12 protein-coding genes and 2 pseudogenes are annotated in these 15644 nt (G+C 71.7%); 7 read left to right on the top strand and 7 right to left on the bottom strand.

What is annotated here, in order from left to right; all coding sequences use genetic code 11:
- A pseudogene (locus FFT10_RS27890) lies at nucleotides 1-121 on the top strand (IS110 family transposase); the annotation flags it as partial.
- 271 nt (nucleotides 122-392) lie between these two features.
- The gene (gene urtE / locus FFT10_RS27225) at nucleotides 393-1097 is read left to right on the top strand and encodes an urea ABC transporter ATP-binding subunit UrtE (protein ID WP_137736034.1); all 705 of its coding nucleotides are present in this window, start codon (nucleotides 393-395) and stop codon (nucleotides 1095-1097) included.
- 14 nt (nucleotides 1098-1111) lie between these two features.
- Here the strand turns inward: urtE and FFT10_RS27220 are convergent, their stop codons facing one another.
- From FFT10_RS27220 to FFT10_RS27195, 6 genes are all read right to left on the bottom strand, one after another.
- Nucleotides 1112-3811 (bottom strand): fused MFS/spermidine synthase, encoded by a 2700-nt coding sequence (locus FFT10_RS27220; protein ID WP_228027347.1) that lies wholly within the window; start codon nucleotides 3809-3811, stop codon nucleotides 1112-1114.
- 2 nt (nucleotides 3812-3813) lie between these two features.
- Nucleotides 3814-4443 (bottom strand): putative 2OG-Fe(II) oxygenase, encoded by a 630-nt coding sequence (locus tag FFT10_RS27215; RefSeq protein WP_174246156.1) that lies wholly within the window; start codon nucleotides 4441-4443, stop codon nucleotides 3814-3816.
- 37 nt (nucleotides 4444-4480) lie between these two features.
- Nucleotides 4481-5467 (bottom strand): HupE/UreJ family protein, encoded by a 987-nt coding sequence (locus FFT10_RS27210; protein ID WP_137736032.1) that lies wholly within the window; start codon nucleotides 5465-5467, stop codon nucleotides 4481-4483.
- Nucleotides 5464-6363, bottom strand: a complete 900-nt coding sequence (locus FFT10_RS27205; protein ID WP_228027346.1) for a peptidylprolyl isomerase — start codon at nucleotides 6361-6363, stop codon at nucleotides 5464-5466. Before FFT10_RS27205 ends, FFT10_RS27210 begins: the two co-directional genes overlap by 4 nt.
- Before the next feature lie 105 nt (nucleotides 6364-6468).
- Nucleotides 6469-8760, bottom strand: a complete 2292-nt coding sequence (locus FFT10_RS27200; RefSeq protein ID WP_137736031.1) for a hypothetical protein — start codon at nucleotides 8758-8760, stop codon at nucleotides 6469-6471.
- A 159-nt stretch (nucleotides 8761-8919) separates the two neighbouring features.
- Entirely contained in the window at nucleotides 8920-9387 is a 468-nt protein-coding gene (locus tag FFT10_RS27195; protein ID WP_137736030.1) for a copper chaperone PCu(A)C, read from the bottom strand.
- A 271-nt stretch (nucleotides 9388-9658) separates the two neighbouring features.
- Between FFT10_RS27195 and FFT10_RS27190 the strand changes: the two genes are divergently transcribed.
- The 5 genes from FFT10_RS27190 to FFT10_RS27170 all read left to right on the top strand — a co-directional run bounded on the left by FFT10_RS27190 (nucleotide 9659) and on the right by FFT10_RS27170 (nucleotide 15263).
- Nucleotides 9659-10294 (top strand): PEP-CTERM sorting domain-containing protein, encoded by a 636-nt coding sequence (locus FFT10_RS27190; RefSeq protein ID WP_228027345.1) that lies wholly within the window; start codon nucleotides 9659-9661, stop codon nucleotides 10292-10294.
- Between the two features lie 73 nt (nucleotides 10295-10367).
- Nucleotides 10368-10889, top strand: a complete 522-nt coding sequence (locus tag FFT10_RS27185) for a hypothetical protein (protein ID WP_137736028.1) — start codon at nucleotides 10368-10370, stop codon at nucleotides 10887-10889.
- 239 nt (nucleotides 10890-11128) lie between these two features.
- Nucleotides 11129-13228 (top strand): TonB-dependent receptor, encoded by a 2100-nt coding sequence (locus FFT10_RS27180; protein WP_137736027.1) that lies wholly within the window; start codon nucleotides 11129-11131, stop codon nucleotides 13226-13228.
- A 35-nt stretch (nucleotides 13229-13263) separates the two neighbouring features.
- On the top strand, nucleotides 13264-14583 hold the full coding sequence (locus tag FFT10_RS27175) for a BaiN/RdsA family NAD(P)/FAD-dependent oxidoreductase (RefSeq protein WP_137736026.1): 1320 nt from the start codon (nucleotides 13264-13266) through the stop codon (nucleotides 14581-14583).
- Nucleotides 14584-14594: 11 nt separating this feature from the next.
- Entirely contained in the window at nucleotides 14595-15263 is a 669-nt protein-coding gene (locus FFT10_RS27170) for a glutathione S-transferase (protein ID WP_137736025.1), read from the top strand.
- Nucleotides 15264-15523: 260 nt separating this feature from the next.
- Here FFT10_RS27170 and FFT10_RS27885 read toward each other — a convergent pair.
- Nucleotides 15524-15644 (bottom strand): annotated as a pseudogene (locus FFT10_RS27885) (IS110 family transposase); the annotation flags it as partial.

The raw sequence follows: 15644 nt of genomic DNA, 5'->3' as shown, positions 1-15644 counted from the left end.
AGGCAAGCCGGGCAAGGTGATCGTGGTGGCGTGCATGCACAAGCTGCTGGCCATCGCCTACGGCGTGCTGCGATCTGGCAAGCCCTTCAATGCTGACCATCTGAAGCCAAGCGCCGCTTGACACGCACAACGGTGTCTTGACCTGCGGAACCCGGATTCCCAGCCTCCGCTGCCGGGTGACACCTCAGCAGGCGTGAGGTTTTCATTGCCAGAGCGCTGCCGGGCCGAGGGCGCCGGGTGCCCGGTCCCCGGAAGTGAAGGAGGAGTCCTATTCGCCGCTTGCGGCGTGTAGGACGGGGGACATGGAGGGGACCGGGCACCCGGCGCCATCGGCCTTGCTCGGTGCCTCGAATCACAGCAGCGGCACATCACAAAGCAACGAGAACAAGACCATGCTCAAAGTCGACGGCATCAACCAGTACTACGGCGGCAGCCACATCCTGCGCAATGTCGGCTTCGAGGCCAAGCAGGGCGAGGTGACGGTGGTGCTGGGCCGCAACGGCGTGGGCAAGACCACGCTGCTCAAGAGCCTGATGGGCGTGGTGCCGGTGAAGACCGGTTCCATGGTGCTGGCGGGCACCGACATCACCCATGCCACGCCCTATGACCGGGTGCGCCTGGGCGTGGGCTATGTGCCGCAGGGCCGCGAGATCTTCAGCCGCCTGACGGTGGAGGACAACCTGAAGATGGGTCTGGCGGTCAAGCCCGGCCGCACGCCGCTGCCGGCGCAGCTGTTCGAGCTGTTCCCCATCCTGCAGCAGTTCCTGCACCGGCGCGGCGGAGACCTGTCGGGCGGCCAGCAGCAGCAGCTGGCCATCGCCCGGGCGCTGGCCGCGGGCCCGCGCCTGCTGATCCTGGACGAGCCCACCGAGGGCATCCAGCCCAGCATCATCAAGGACATCGGCCGTGTCATCCGCCGCCTGGCCGACGAGGGCCTCAACGGCCAGCGCATGGCCATCATCCTGGTCGAGCAGTACTACGACTTCGCCGCCGAGCTGGCCGACCAGTACCTGGTGATGGAGCGTGGCGAGGTCATCGCCCGCGGCCGCGGCGCCGACATGGACGCCGACGGCGTGCGCGACCGCGTCGCGATCTGAGCGGTCGGCCGGTCTCAGTCGGCAGGTGGCTTGATGGCCGCCAGCTGCCGCAAGGCCAGGGCGGCGTCGGCGCGGGCAGGCTGCACAGCGGCCAGCCGCTGCAGCCAGGCCTGGGCTTCCACCGGGTCGTCGGCCGCCAGCGCCCGGGCCATGGCCAGCAGCGGATCGTAGGCGGGCCGGAAGTCGGGGCTGGTCCGCAGCGCGGCCAGCAGCGGTTCGCCCACCTGCGCCAGCATCTGGCGGGCATCGGGCACCGGCCGCACGCCCCGGCCTGCGGCCAGGAACTGGTCGCGCGCCGCACGGTAGGCGGCCAGGCGCGGTTCGTTGCCTGCCTCGGCCGGCCGCAGCAGTTCACCGGGCTGCACGTCCAGCGTGCCCAGCACCGCCAGCAGGCGGTCGCGCGGAGCGGCCTCGGGCGCATAGGTCGCCCGCGGTGCGCGGTAGGTCACCACCGGGCGGTCGTCGGTGTTCGGCACGGCCGTACCGGCCAGCCGCGCCAGGGCCGACGGGCCGGCCACCACGCTGCCCAGCACCGACCAGGCGTCCTGCAGACCGAAGTCGGCCGGCGGCAGCGGCAGGCCGCGGCTGGCCTCCAGGCGTGCCTGCACCTGGCGCAGGCTGAAGCCGCGGCCGTCACCGGCCTGGCCCACCAGCCCCAGCGTGGGCGTGTCCAGGCTGTGGGTGGCCAGCACCGCATGGCCCTGCGGCCACACCTGGCGGAAGGCCGCCACGATGCTGGCCAGCGTGGCCCGGTCCATCTGGTGCAGCGGCAGCCATTGGCAGAACAGGCCGTCCGGCGCCAGCCGTGCCTGCACCGCCTGGAAGTGCTCCACGGTGTACAGGCTGCCGGTACCGCTGCGGGCCGGGTGCACGTTGTCGGCCACGATCACGTCGTAGCGGGTGGCGGTGCTGCGCACATGGCGCCGGGCATCGGCCACCGTGGCCTGCAGCCGGCCGGCCGACGCCGGGTCGGCCCAGTCGGCCTGGAACAGGGTGGCCGCGGCCACCACCTCGGGCAGCAGTTCCACCGCCTCCACCGTCAGGCTGCGGTCCTGCACCGCGGCCGATGCGGTGAGCCCGGTGCCCAGCCCCAGGAACAGCACCTTCCGGGGTGCCGGATGCAGCAGCAGCGGCAGCAGCGCCTGGCGGCCGTCGGCCAGCAGGGAGTGGCTGCTGCCCTCCTGCTGGTGGTTGTTGATGTGCAGCCGGCGCACGCCTTGCGGGTCTTCGGTGATGCTGACGGCGGCCAGCAGGCCCTCCTGGTAGTCGGCCAGCCGGCCGCCGTCGGGCACGCTGACGAAGCGCAGCGGCGGCGTGGCCGCGGCCAGCACACCGGCGGCCGCCACCGGCACCCAGATGCCCGCGCCCCAGGCCGGCCGGCCCGGCGCCAGCCGTGGCGCGGCCGGGGCCTCGACCAGCAGCGCCAGCAGGGCATAGGCCACCACCAGCAGCAGCAGCGTGACCTTGGCGCCGACGGCCGGCAGCAGCACCACGCCGACCAGCACCGGGGCCAGCGCTGCGCCCAGGGTGTTCACAGCCAGGGCGCGGCCCAGCCCGAGGCCGCTGGCCGCCGCACGGGTGGCCAGGTGGCTGAACAACGCGCCCATCACCACGGTCGGCAGCGCAAACGCGGCCAGGGCCATCGCCGCCTCGGCACCCAGGGCCGGCAGCAGGCCGGCGTCGGCGCCGATCCAGCCGGCCAGCGCGGTGGCTGCCGCCGCGCGCAGCCGGTCGGCATGCCAGAGGCTGGCACCGCCCAGCAGGCAGGCCAGCGCCAGCAGCATCAAAAGGCGGCGGCTCAACGTCGCGTCGGCAGCCTCCGGCGCCGCCAGGGCGTGGCCGGACTGGCGTGCCTGCCAGCGCGCCAGCGCTGCAGCGCCCCCTGCGGTGCCCACCAGGTACACCGCCAGCAGCAGCGCGAAGGTGTAGACGGTGTCCTCGGCCACCTGGCTGAGCACACGCACCACCGTCACCTCGTAGGCGATGCCCAGCAGGCCGGTGCCGGCCAGCAGCGCGGTGATGCGCCCGCGTGCCGGCTGTGCGGCCACGGCCGCGGCTGGCGCAGCGGCCGGTACCGGCGAAGTGGTGCCCTGCGGCAGCACGATCAGCGCCAGCAGCGCGCAGCCCAGGTTGAGGCCGGCGCACAGCAGGGTGCTGCGCACCAGGCCCAGCGCTGGCACGCCCCAGAAGGCGATGACCAGCACGCCCAGCACGGCGCCCAGGGTGTTCAGCGCATACAGCCCGGCGATCGACAGGCTGGCGCCCGCCCGCGCTGGCAGCGGTGATGCGGCGCGCTGCTGCAGCAGGCCGGCCATCGCCGGCAGCGTGGCGCCCATGGCCACGGTGGCGGGCAGCAGCAGCAGGCTGCAGCCGGCAAAGGCCACGATCCATTGCCAGGCGGCCGAGGGCTGTGCGCCGGTCAGCGCCCCCATGGCCTGGGTGAAGCCCGGCATGCCGGCGACCAGCAGCAGCGCCCAGGCGGCGATCACGGCCTCGCAGGCGGCATACCAGCGCGCCGGGTGGGCGCTGCGTTCGATGCGTGCCCCCAGCGCACCGGCGCCCAGTGCCAGGCCGCCGAAAAACGCCGCCACCACCGCCAGCACCGCGGCCGATTCATGGCCCAGCCACAGCGTGGCCTGCTGTGTCCAGATGATCTGGTAGCCCAGGCCGGCAAAGCCCGAGGCCCCCATCAGCACCCAGATGGCCGGTGCCATGTTCATCCGCTGAAGCCCACGGTGTAGCCCCAGGAATCCAGCCGCGTCGGGATCGCGTTCAGCGCCATGGTGATGCGGCGCGGGCCCTCGTTGGGCGGCACCGCATGCATCAGGTAGCTGGGGAACAGGATCAGGTCGCCCGGCTCGGGCGCCGGGCTCACCCACTTGTCGGCGTTGTACGGCCCCATCTGCACGCCGGCGTGGTCGTTCTTGAAGGCGAAGTCATGGCCGCCGGGCGACTTCATGAACACCGTCTGCGACGAGGGGTGGGTGGGCGTCAGGTACAGCACGCCCGAGATGAAGCTGTTGGCATGGTTGTGCATGGCCTGGCGGCCGCCGGTGTCCAGCAGATTGACCCACATCTCCTTGACCGCCCAGCCCAGCCGCTCGCCGAACAGCAGCGCACCGAAGGCCGCCAGGTGCGGCTTGAGCAGCGTGGCCACCTCGCCCAGCAGCGGGTTCTCGCCGGGCTTGAGCATGCGGGTGTGCGACAGGTTTTGCGACGAGGAATTGCTCTGCACCGCCTCCTGGCTGAAGTGCATCACCAGGCCGGCCACCACGCTCAGCGGCAGCGCGCCGCGGATGCGCGACACGGGGATGGGAAACAGGTCGAAGGTGTCGGTGTTGGACATGGGCAGTGCTTGGCAGTGGCGGCGGGGTCGGGCAGTGTCAGGCCAGGATCGCCGCCACCCGCTCGATCGACCAGAACGCGGCCACGCTGCCGATGGCATACAGCAACACGGTGCGTGCCTGCGCCAGCCGCACCGGCTGCTGCGGCAGCCGCTGCAGCAGGCTGACGGCGGCCCAGGCCAGAGCAACGGTCAGCAGTTGGCCGGCCTCGACGCCGAGGTTGAAGCTCAGCAGCGCGATGGGCACATGCTGTGCCGGCAGGCCGATCTCCTGCAGCGCACCGGCAAAGCCCAGGCCGTGCACCAGGCCGAAGAGGAAGGCCACCAGCGCCGGCCAGCGCCGCGACAGGGTGTCGCGCCGGTGCAGGGCCTCGCCGGCCACCAGCACGATGGACAGCGCGATGGTCGCCTCCACCGGAGGCGGGCGCAGCGTCAGCAGGCCCAGCGCGCTGCTGGCCAGGGTGAGGCTGTGGGCCGCGGTGAAGGCGGTGATGGTCCAGACCAGCCGGCGCCGGAAGCCCACCAGCATCAGCAGCGTGAGCACGAACAGCAGGTGGTCGACGCCCGACAGGATGTGCTCCACGCCCAGCAGCGTGTAGGCCCGCGCGATCTCGCCCAGGCCGCGCTTGTCGTCGGCCGAGCCGTACAGCTGCACCGAGGTCTGCGCCTTGGTCAGGGTGTAGACCCGCAGGCCGCCGTCCAGCCAGTGCAGCTTGACCAGCACGGCCGAGAAACGGTCGCCCGCGCCCTGGATGCCGAGCCGGCCTTCCATGCGGCCGGCCGGGCAATCGAGCTGGCCGTCGTTGGCGGTGCAGCCGTCGGGCCATTGCAGCACCAGCTCGTCGCCGCCGCTGCGCATGCCGGCCGTCCACTGCCAGACGAAGCGGCCCGGCGCCACCTCCTGCACCTGCAGCTCGGCCATGCTCATCTCATGGGCCCACGCCTGCGGCGCCGCCAGCAGCTGCATCACCAGGGCCAGGGCCACCACGCAGAGGCCGCCCCACAGGCGGTGCCAGGCGGCGCTCATCGGGTGGCGGCCGCCGAGGCGGCGGCAACGGCGGTGGCGGCGGCCGGCTCGCGGGTGGTCACGGTGTACTTCATGGCCATGGTCTTGACCGCCGCGGCCCGCTGCTCGGCCAGCACCGCGTCGGTCCAGTCCTGTGCCACGGTCTCGCGCAGGGCGTCGAACTGGGCCGCGCGTGGCGGCGTGCCGCCTTCCACCCGCATCACCCGCCAGGTGTCGCCATGGCGCAGGGCCTTCCATTCCCCTGGCGCCAGGGCCACCAGGGCGTCGGCAAAGGCCCGGCCATAGCTCTGCACGATGTTGCCTTGCGGCCGGCCCTTGAACACCCGCAGCCCGGCCTGCACGTCGCCGCTGGCGCTGCTGTTGAGCTGGGTGGCCAGGGCTGCGGCCTGCGCCTCGGTGGGCTGGGCCTCGGGCAGCACGGCCTCGCTGAAATCGAAACGGGCGGGTTCGTCGTACTTGGCGCGGTTCTTGTCGAACCAGGCGCGCAGGGCCTCGTCGGTCATCGGCGGGCGCTTCAGGCCGGCGTTGATCGACGACAGCGCCTTGAAGATCACCCGGTCGCGGATGGCGCGGTCACCCTGGTCCATCTGCATCGCGATGCCCTCGCGGTACAGCACCTCGTTGTCGAGCCAGACGCGCCGCAGCGCATACAGCTCTTCGGCGTTCGGGGCGCGGCCGCGGGCCTCGCGGAACACCTGGATCGCCTCCTGGTCGACGGCCGCGTCGATGACGATCAGCCGCGGGTCGTCCTGGTCGCGGTTGACCCAGGTGTCGAGGCCGAACAGCGCGGCGCCGATCAGCAGGAAGTGCAGCAGCGGCTCGCGCCACCAGGACCAGGCGGGCGCGCGGGCATTGGCGGCTCCGGGGGCAGGGCGGGTGTCAGAGGCAGGGGACATGGCGGCAGTCTGGAAATGACGAAGCCGGGCGGGTGCCCGGCGGGTTCTGGCGGCGGCGCGGCACCGCCGGTTGGCGGTGCCGCGGGCCGCATCAGCGCGTGGTGATCAGCGCACGCCGGCCACCACGGTGGAGCCGGCCACCTCGATGAAGATCGGGTTGCTGTAGAACCACAGGTCCGACCAGGCGGCCACGTCGAAGCCGACCATGCGCTGGCCATTGACCACCGGCAGGTGGTTCGGGCAGGCATCGATGCCGCCGGTGGTGAACACCGCGCTGTTGTCGGGCACGTTGCTGCCGCCGGTGGTGGTGCAGGGGATGCGCAGCATCGCGTTCTCGGGGAACTCGGTGCCCGACTTCGTGCTGTCCTTGAATCCGATCGAGCCGGTGTTGGTCCACAGGTCGGACAACGGGTTGCCCGACGCGTCGGTCTCGAACGGCACGGCCGGCGGCAGGTTGGTGCCGCGCAGGCGCAGGTATTGCGACGCTTGCACCGCGCTCAGCCGGAAGGTCATGGCCTTGAACTCCGGCTTGCCGGGCACCGTCGTCCAACTGGCCTTGCTGAAGCTCTGGATCACCGCGGCGCTGGTGTTCTTGGCCGCAGCCGGCACGGTGGCCAGCGAGCGCAACTGCTGCGGGTTGGCCATGTCCACCCAGTCATCGGGCCAGGCACCGGCATAGTCGGACGCGCCGGGCTTCCGGTAGCCGGTGACCAGGCCGCGGATCACGTCCACATGGTGCAGCTCGGGCTTGTCCAGCGGCTGGTTGATGCCCACCTGCAGCAGCGACGGGTTGGGGAAGCTGTAGGGGCTGAAGCTCTTGCCCGCCGGATCCCGCACCACGATCGACACCACCACCTCGCCACCGGCGCGCACCTGGAGCTTCTCGCCCATGGTGGCGCAGCCGGCCACATTGGTGTCGGTGTTGTTCACCGCGGCGGCCACCGCGATCGCTTCGACCGCGGCATTGGCGCGCTTGCCCACGCCGTTGTACGAGGCACAGGCCACGAAGGCCAGGCGGTCGATCAGCTGGCCGCTGTCGACCCAGTTGTTGCCGCTGCGCAGGCCGTCGACGATCATCTGCGGCGACACCCGCGGGCTGCTGCCCTGGCGCACCATGGTGTAGTTGCGCTGGTACTCGCCAGGCCAGAAGTCGTTGTCCGAGCGGCGGTCATCGACGCTGAAGGCGCCACGGCTGTGCCAGTCGCTGCTGGCGAAGAACCACCAGTTGCGGCCTTCGCCCAGCAGCGCATCCCACACGCCGCCGATCTGTGCGGCATAGACGCCGGTGCCACCGAAGGTGGTGCCGCCGACCGAGTCATAGCGCACGCCGGCGAAGCTGTTGCGGCGCAGGTTGTACTCGCCGCGGCGGTCGCTGGCGCCGTGGCCCGGCTGGCTCTCGAAGCCGAAGGCCACGCGCGGGCCGGCGTTGTTGAAGTTGCGCAGGTGCTCGACGTTGAAGCCGTTGTTGCCGGCCGGGTTGAACGGGCCGGCGCGCTCCAGGTGGGCCGGCACGTAGTAGCTGCTGTCGGGGTGGAAGGCGGCCATCCACTTCACGCCCTCCACCGTCTTCAGGTGGCCCTGCTCGCCTTGCGTGCCGCCGGTGGGCACCAGCTTGCGCGCCGGGTCGCTCCAGAACGGCACCGTGCTGTTCAGGCCGCCGGGCACCGAGCAGTCCCAGTTGTTCCCGGTGCCGGTGTTGACGCCACCGGTGACCAGGTTGCCGCGGCTGGTGTCGCTGTTGCCGCGGTCGAAGCAGTACTGCCACATGGCCAGCGCGTTGGCGTTGCCGGTGGCGGTGTAGCCCGGGGTGGTGGGCAGCGGCTTGCTGAAGGCGGCGGCCGGCAGCTGGCCGGTGGTCACGGCCATCGAGGTGTGCTCATGCCCGGCCACCACCGACTCCACGCCGGCGAAGATCGGCTGGTTGCGCAGCACCGCCAGGTACTCCAGCTGCGGGTACTGGAATTCCTGGATCGCCTGCCAACGCCACATGTTCCTGTTGGGGCTGGTGCCCGACGCGTTGCCCTTGGGCACGACGGCCGGGCTGCTGTTCTCCCAGGTGGTCTGCGGGCCCTGGCCGGTGAACGGGTAGGCCGGCGTGGCGAAGGCGGGGTCTTCCGGCAGGGTGCAGTTGCGGTTGCCGGTGCCGCCGTGGCCGGCCTGCACGAACCAGTCCAGGCCCCAGGGCGTGTCGGCCGTGCGGTCCATCGACTTCTTCACCTTCTTCTGCATCGAGACGGCGCCGTCCGAGCAGGTGCTGTGGTTGTGGAAGTCGCCGGCCAGGTACTTGCCGGGCACCTTGGTGCTGGTGGCTTGCGAATGGGCTGCGCCCACCACGACTGTGCCGATGGCCGCCACCGCCGCGAGGGCGATGGGGCGCAGGGGGAAACCGAATTGCATGGATGGACTCCTGGATCGTTGGGAACAGAGCGCCTCGGCAGCACGGGCGGCGCCGGGCTGAAGACAGGTGGTGGCGTGGCGTCTGTGCGCCAGCCACCGTGAAGGCAGGCGGATGCTAGGAACGCCCGGTGACCGTGCCGTGACGGATTTGTGGCCGTCTCAGCGGAAGCGCAGCGCGGGGTAGTCCACCGTCAGCGTCGCCAACACGGTGCCGCCATGCTCGAAGTCGAGTTGCAGCGGATAGGCCCGCCCGACATGCAGCGGCTGGCGCAGACCGGTCAGGCGCAGCCAGGTGCCACGCTCATGCAGCCAGGTCTCCTCGCCCGCCGGGATCAGGAAGTCCACCACCGGCCGTGCCAGCGCGCCGGCGATCTCGGCGTCGCGCGCCACGGGCGTCGTCACACCCACCAGCCGGTCGCTGCGGCTGACCTCGTCGAACTTCATGCAGACCACCGCCTCGGTGGCGCCGGGATCGGTGGCATGGCAGTAGGGATGCGTCACCCGCAGGGTGTCGGTGTAGAACTCGCAGGCGCGTGCGGCCGGCAGCAAGGTCAGTCCGCCGAGGCCGAGGCCGAGGCCCAGGCGCAGCCAATGGCGCCGTGAGGGGTTCAGGTTGAGTGCTTGCATCGGGACCTCGGCGCTGGGTGGATCAGGGCCCGCAGGGTGACGCCGGATCGTGGCAGGACGATGACCATGGCCGTGCCGTGGCGCCCGCCTGGCCCGCGCCGGCGCCCTGTGTCAGCTTGATGAAATCCACCCCCTTGGGATGCGGGGGCTGCCGTGGCCGCGGATGGCCTGCACTGTCATCGTTCTGCGATATCGCCGCCGCGGCCTGCTGCCTAGACTGCGTCGGCAAGCCGTGCCTGATCCCCGGGCACGCCATCCGCCGGAGCCTTCCATGTCCCTCATCCGTCCCCTGTTCGCCGCCGCTGCCCTGATCGCCGCACTGCCCGCACTGGCCGCCTCGCCGGTCACCACCACGCTCACCTTCGACGAAGACGCTGTCGACAGCGCCTTCTTCGTGCAGTCCGTCGGCAGCTTCTACGCCGGTGCCGGCGCCGTGTTCGACGGCGCGGCCTTCGCGCTGCGCAACGACGCGCTGGGCCCGTACTTCACCAATGCGCCCACGGCCACCGGCGTGCTGGCCTTCGATGGCAGCGTCGCCACCACGGTGGTCAATGCCGCTGCCGGCAAGGCCTTCGTCGACCAGCTGGCGTTCCACTTCTCGGCCACGGCCGATGCGCCGCTGGCCGTCAGCATCTTCGCCGGCGCCGATGGCACCGGCCAGCGCCTGGCGCGCCTGGGCCTGTTCGAGAACGTCGCCGACAGCGGCTGCAGCGACAGCGCCTACTGCGCCTGGCAGCAGGTGTCGATCGGCTTCGCCGGCCAGGCGCGGTCCATCGTGTTCTCGACCGCCGGCGGCCAGATCGCCTACGACAACATCACCATCAGCGCGGTGCCCGAGCCCACCAGCGTGGCGCTGATGCTGGCCGGCCTGGGGGCCGTGGGCCTGCTGGCCCGCCGCCGCGGCTGAACAGCGTCGCTATGATCCGCCGCTGACCCGGGCCGGCAGGCGCCGGCATGGGCAGCGGACCCCGGACCCCTTCATGAAGCTGCTGCAAGGCCGGCGCGCACACGACCTGCTCATCTGGCTGGTCATCGTCGCGTCGGGTGTCTATGCCTCGTCGGCCAGCACGCTGCGCATGCTGGGCGCGCCGCATTGGCACGCGCCGGCGCCGGCCGTCACCGCAGCCGGGGATTGGGACCACGCCGTGGCGGCGCGGCTGGGGCAGTGGCTGGCCGGTCTGCGCGGCCTGTCCGATGCGATGCACCAGCGCGCCCATGCCCTGGGCATGGCGCCGCACACGCACAGCCACAGCGCCGTGCTGCGCCACTGGCATGCCGGCGATGACGCCAGCGTGCGCCTGGCCGACACGACCAGCCTGTCGCCTGCGCTGGCCGATCTGACTGCGGCAGCCGCCATCGGCGGCGCCACCTTGCTGCTGGCGACGGCGCCCGACTGCGCCTGGCGCCACCTGGCCCCGGTGCGCGGCGCCTGGCCCACTGCCGCCTGCGCCCTGTGGCGCAGCGTGCGCCTGCCGCCCCCGGCCGAACCGCCCATCGCCTGACCGGGCGCCTGTCGCCGGCCGGATCTGCCCAGCCTGCCCGGCATCGCCCGGGCAGTTGATGCCTGGCATCCGCTGGCGCCGCCCGCGCGCGCCCACCGCGCGCCGACCGATGCTTCCTGCCCGCCGCTGCCCGCTGCCGACCGCCGCAGCGCAGCGCCGCCCCGCGCAGCGATGGCCCGCCCGCAAGCCTGCTGCGCCTGCCATCCCGCGCCCACGTCCAGCTTGAACTTCGCCTGACCATGACACACGGATCCCTGTCCCACACCGCGGCCCGCAGCCTGCTGCTGGGCACCTGCCTCACACCGCTGGCCCTGCAGGCCCAGACCGCACCGACGCCCCCCGAGCCTGGCCTGCAGCAGGTGCAGGTCACCGGCCGGCACTACGACAACGCCGTCGGCACCAGTGATGCGGCCTCGCAGGGCACGGTGCGGGCCGAGCTGCTGAAGAGCCGTCCGGCCATGCGGCCTGGCGAGGTGCTGGAGTTCGTGCCCGGGGTCATCGTCACCCAGCACTCGGGTGACGGCAAGGCCAACCAGTACTTCCTGCGCGGCTTCAACCTCGACCACGGCACCGACTTCGCCACCAGCGTCAACGGCATGCCGGTGAACATGCCCACCCACGGCCATGGCCAGGGCTACTCGGACCTGAACTTCCTGCTGCCCGAACTGGTCGACCGCATCGCCTACCGCAAGGGGCCGTACTTCGCCCGCAGCGGCGATTTCTCGGCCGCCGGTTCGGCCGACATCGCCTACCGCACGCGGCTGGATGCGCCGCTGGCGCAGCTCACCCTGGGCCAGCGTGGCCACCGGCGCGCCGTCGTCGCCGGCTCCACCGAGATCCGCCCCGGCGTGCATGCGCTGGGCGCTGTCGAATGGATGGGCAACGACGGCCCGTGGACCGTGCCGGAAGGCCTGCTCCGGCGCAACGGCGTGTTCACCCTCAGCGGCGGCACCGCCGCCGAAGGCTGGCAGGCCAGCGCCATGGCCTACACCGCGCACTGGACGGCCACCGATCAGGTCCCGGAAAACCTGATCGGCACCGTCTACGACGGCCGCCGCTTCGGCCGCTTCGATGCGGTGGACGCCAGCGACGGTGGCAAGACCAGCCGCGACAGCCTGTCGGCCGACTGGCATCGCCAGTCCGGCATCGGCACCACCCGGGTGGCCGCGTACGCCATGCGCTACCGGCTCGATCTGTGGTCGAACTTCACCTATGCGCTGGAGCGCCCCGCCACCGGCGACCAGTTCGGCCAGCACGATGCACGCAGCGTCTACGGCCTGTCGGCCAGCCACGCTTTTGAGCATGCGCTGGCCGGGTTGCCGGCCAAGGCGGAGTTTGGCGCCCAGCTGCGCCACGACCGCATCCGCGTGCGCCTGGACGACACCGTCGCCCGCCGTTCCATCGCCACCACCCGGGAAGACGCCGTGCGCCAGACGCTGGCCGGTGTCTATGGCCAGACGGCGCTGGAGTTCACGCCCTGGCTGCGTGGCGTGTTCGGCCTGCGCGCCGACCAGCTGCAGGCCCGGGTGGAGGCGCTGTCGCTGCCGGCCAATGGCGGACGTGCCAGTGCCACCCAGTGGTCGCCGCGCGGCTCGCTGGTGTTCGGGCCGTTCGCCCGCACCGAGTTCTTCGTCAATGCCGGCCGCGGCCTGCACAGCAACGACGCCCGCGGCATGACTATCACCACCGATCCGCGGACCGGTGATCCCGTCGACCGGGTGCAGCCGCTGGCGGCCAGCCAGGGCTGGGAACTGGGCATGCGCAGCGAGGCACTGCCCGGCCTGCAGAGCTCGCTGGCGCTGTGGCACCTGGCGTCGGATTCGGAACTGGTGTTCGTCGGCGATGCCGGTGCCACCGAGGCGGCAGCGGCCAGCCGGCGCCGCGGCATCGAGTTCAACAACCGCTGGCAGGCCACCCGCTGGCTGCTGGTGGATGCCGATTTCGCCTGGACACATGCGCGCTTCACCAACGGCGATCGCATTCCGAACTCGGTGGACCGGGTGGCATCGCTGGGTGCCACCGTGCGCAACCTGGGGCCCTGGAGCGCCAGCCTGCACTGGCGCTACCTGGGCGCCGGCCCGCTGATCGAGGACAACAGCGTGCGCAGCATCCCGGCCATCACCACCAACCTGCGTCTGAACTGGGACCTGCCGCCCACCTGGGGCGTCGGCCGTGGCAGTGCGGTGATGCTGGACGTGTTCAACCTGTTCGACCGCGCGGTGTACGACATCCAGTACCACTACACCTCGCAGCTGCCCGGCCAGGGCGCCTGGACGGGCCGCCATGTGCACCCGGCCGAACCGCGCACGGTGCGCGTCACGCTGAAGCTGGAGTTCTGAACGCCCGGCGCCGGCGCAGCACCTAGACTGCCGGCATGTCAGATGCCCGCAGCGCCATTTCCCCCGCCAGCCCGCCGGCGCCTCTGCAGGTGGCCATCGTCGGCGGCGGCCCGGCCGGGCTGATGGCTGCGGAGGCGCTGCTGCAGGGCGGTGCCCAGGTCGACCTGTACGACGGCATGCCCTCGGTGGGCCGCAAGTTCCTGCTGGCCGGCAAGGGCGGGCTGAACCTGACCCACAGCGAGCCGCTGGAGGCCTTCACCGGCCGTTATGCCGAGCGGGCGGCCCAGGTGGCGCCCTGGCTGGAGGCGCTGTCGCCGCAGGCCCTGCGGGACTGGGCGGCCGGCCTGGGCATCCGCACCTTTGTCGGCAGCTCAGGCCGGGTGTTCCCGGCCGAGATGAAGGCCGCGCCACTGCTGCGCGCCTGGCTGCACCGGTTGCGTGTGGCCGGCCTGCGGCTGCACATGCGCCATCGCTGGCAGGGCTGGCAGCCGGGCGATGCGCCGACGCTGCTGCGCTTCGACACCCCGTCCGGCCCGCAGCTGCAGCAGGCCGATGCCGTGCTGCTGGCCCTGGGCGGCGCCAGCTGGGCAAGGCTGGGCAGCGACGGCGCCTGGGTGCCGCATCTCGCGGCCCGCGGCGTGGACGTGGCGCCATTGCAGCCGGCCAACTGCGGCTTCGATGTCGGCTGGAGCCCGTACTTCAGCCAGCGCTTTGCCGGTGCGCCGATGAAATCGGTGCGGCTGCACTTCGACGACGGGCAGGGCCCGGCCTTCGACCGGCCGGGCGAGTTCGTCATCACCGCCACCGGCATCGAGGGCAGCCTGGTCTATGCGGCGTCGGCCCGGCTGCGTGCGGCCATCGCGCGCCAGGGCCAGGCCACGTTGCAGGTCGACTTGCTGCCCGGCCGCAGCGTGGCCCAGCTGGCCGCCGCGCTGGCCAAAGGCCGAGGCGCCCGCAGCCTGCCCAACCACCTGAAGGAGCATGCCGGCCTGGACGGCGTGAAGGCCGCGCTGCTGCGCGAGGCGCTCAGTGCCACCCAGCTGGCCGACCTGGTGGCCCAGGCGCCGCAGGACCTGGCCGCCCGGCTGAAGGCCTGGCCGATCACCGTGGTGGCGCCGCGCCCGATCGACGAGGCCATCAGCACCGCCGGCGGCGTGCGCTTCGAGGCGCTGGACGGCCACGGCATGCTGCGGGCGCTGCCCGGCGTGTTCGTCGCCGGCGAGATGCTCGACTGGGAGGCGCCCACCGGCGGCTACCTGCTCAGCGCCTGCTGCGCCAGTGGCCTCGCCGCGGCGCGCGGCCTGCTGGCCTGGCATGCGGCCGGCGGCCGCGCTGAATCCAACCCCGAGACCTGAAGGAACCCGCGATGCTGGTCGTGCACCACCTGAACAATTCCCGCTCGCAGCGGGTGCTGTGGCTGCTGGAGGAACTGGGCGTGCCCTACGAGATCCGCCACCACCAGCGCGATGCCAAGACCATGCTGGCGCCGAAGGAGCTGCTGGCGGTGCATCCGCTGGGCAAGAGCCCGGTGATCGTCGACGGCAAGACCACGGTGGCCGAGACCGGCGCCATCGTCGAGTACATCCTGGATGTCCACGGCAACGGCCGGCTGCGGCCTACGGCAGGCACGCCGGACCACCTGCGCTACCGTTACTGGCTGCATTTCGCCGAAGGTTCGGCGATGCCGCCGCTGCTGATGAAGCTGGTGTTCGACGAGGTGCAGAAGGCGCCGATGCCGTTCTTCGTCAAGCCCATCGCCAAGGCCATCAGCCAGAAGGTGATGGGCATGCTGGTGTGGCCTAACCTGAAGCGCCAGTTCGATTTCATCGAGGCCGAGTTGGGCAAGAGCACGTGGCTTGCTGGCAATGAGCTCACCGGCGCGGACATCATGATGAGCTTTCCGCTGGAAGCCGCCAGGCAGCGCGCTGGCCTGGATGCAAGCCATCCCCGGATGCTCGACTTCGTGCAACGCATCCATGCCCGGCCGGCGTACCAGCAGGCGCTGAAGAAGGGCGGGCCGTACGACTTTGCTTGATGGCTGGTTGGGGCTCGTTGCGGAAGTTGCCGACGTGCCACGTTCGGCGCAAGGCCGAGGCCGCCGGGTACCTGGCCGACTCCATGTCCCCCGTCCTACACGCCGCAAGCGGCGCATAGGACTCCTCCTCGACTTCCGTCGGCCAGGTACCCGCCGTCCTCGTCCAGCCTCCGTCTGCGCGTGCGGCGAAGGCCTCAGTGGTGGCCGAGCGTCGGATCGGGTGGGCCTGTTTTGCGGAGGTCAAGACACCGTTGTGCGTGTCAAGCGGCGCTTGGCTTCAGATGGTCAGCATTGAAGGGCTTGCCAGATCGCAGCACGCCGTAGGCGATGGCCAGCAGCTTGTGCATGCACGCCACCACGATCACCTTGCCCGGCTTGCCT

Source organism: Pseudaquabacterium pictum (genome assembly GCF_005403045.1).
Classification (GTDB): Bacteria; Pseudomonadota; Gammaproteobacteria; order Burkholderiales; family Burkholderiaceae_C; genus Pseudaquabacterium; species Pseudaquabacterium pictum.
This window is presented reverse-complemented; position numbering and strand designations above follow the sequence as displayed.

What these genes read in the sequence shown, in the direction of transcription:
- urtE (WP_137736034.1), top strand. Translation starts at nt 393, where the DNA reads ATGCTCAAAGTCGACGGCATCAACCAGTACTACGGCGGCAGCCACATC.
- FFT10_RS27220 (WP_228027347.1), bottom strand. Translation starts at nt 3,811, where the DNA reads ATGGCACCGGCCATCTGGGTGCTGATGGGGGCCTCGGGCTTTGCCGGC.
- FFT10_RS27215 (WP_174246156.1), bottom strand. Translation starts at nt 4,443, where the DNA reads ATGTCCAACACCGACACCTTCGACCTGTTTCCCATCCCCGTGTCGCGC.
- FFT10_RS27210 (WP_137736032.1), bottom strand. Translation starts at nt 5,467, where the DNA reads ATGAGCGCCGCCTGGCACCGCCTGTGGGGCGGCCTCTGCGTGGTGGCC.
- FFT10_RS27205 (WP_228027346.1), bottom strand. Translation starts at nt 6,363, where the DNA reads ATGTCCCCTGCCTCTGACACCCGCCCTGCCCCCGGAGCCGCCAATGCC.
- FFT10_RS27200 (WP_137736031.1), bottom strand. Translation starts at nt 8,760, where the DNA reads ATGCAATTCGGTTTCCCCCTGCGCCCCATCGCCCTCGCGGCGGTGGCG.
- FFT10_RS27195 (WP_137736030.1), bottom strand. Translation starts at nt 9,387, where the DNA reads ATGCAAGCACTCAACCTGAACCCCTCACGGCGCCATTGGCTGCGCCTG.
- FFT10_RS27190 (WP_228027345.1), top strand. Translation starts at nt 9,659, where the DNA reads ATGTCCCTCATCCGTCCCCTGTTCGCCGCCGCTGCCCTGATCGCCGCA.
- FFT10_RS27185 (WP_137736028.1), top strand. Translation starts at nt 10,368, where the DNA reads ATGAAGCTGCTGCAAGGCCGGCGCGCACACGACCTGCTCATCTGGCTG.
- FFT10_RS27180 (WP_137736027.1), top strand. Translation starts at nt 11,129, where the DNA reads ATGACACACGGATCCCTGTCCCACACCGCGGCCCGCAGCCTGCTGCTG.
- FFT10_RS27175 (WP_137736026.1), top strand. Translation starts at nt 13,264, where the DNA reads ATGTCAGATGCCCGCAGCGCCATTTCCCCCGCCAGCCCGCCGGCGCCT.
- FFT10_RS27170 (WP_137736025.1), top strand. Translation starts at nt 14,595, where the DNA reads ATGCTGGTCGTGCACCACCTGAACAATTCCCGCTCGCAGCGGGTGCTG.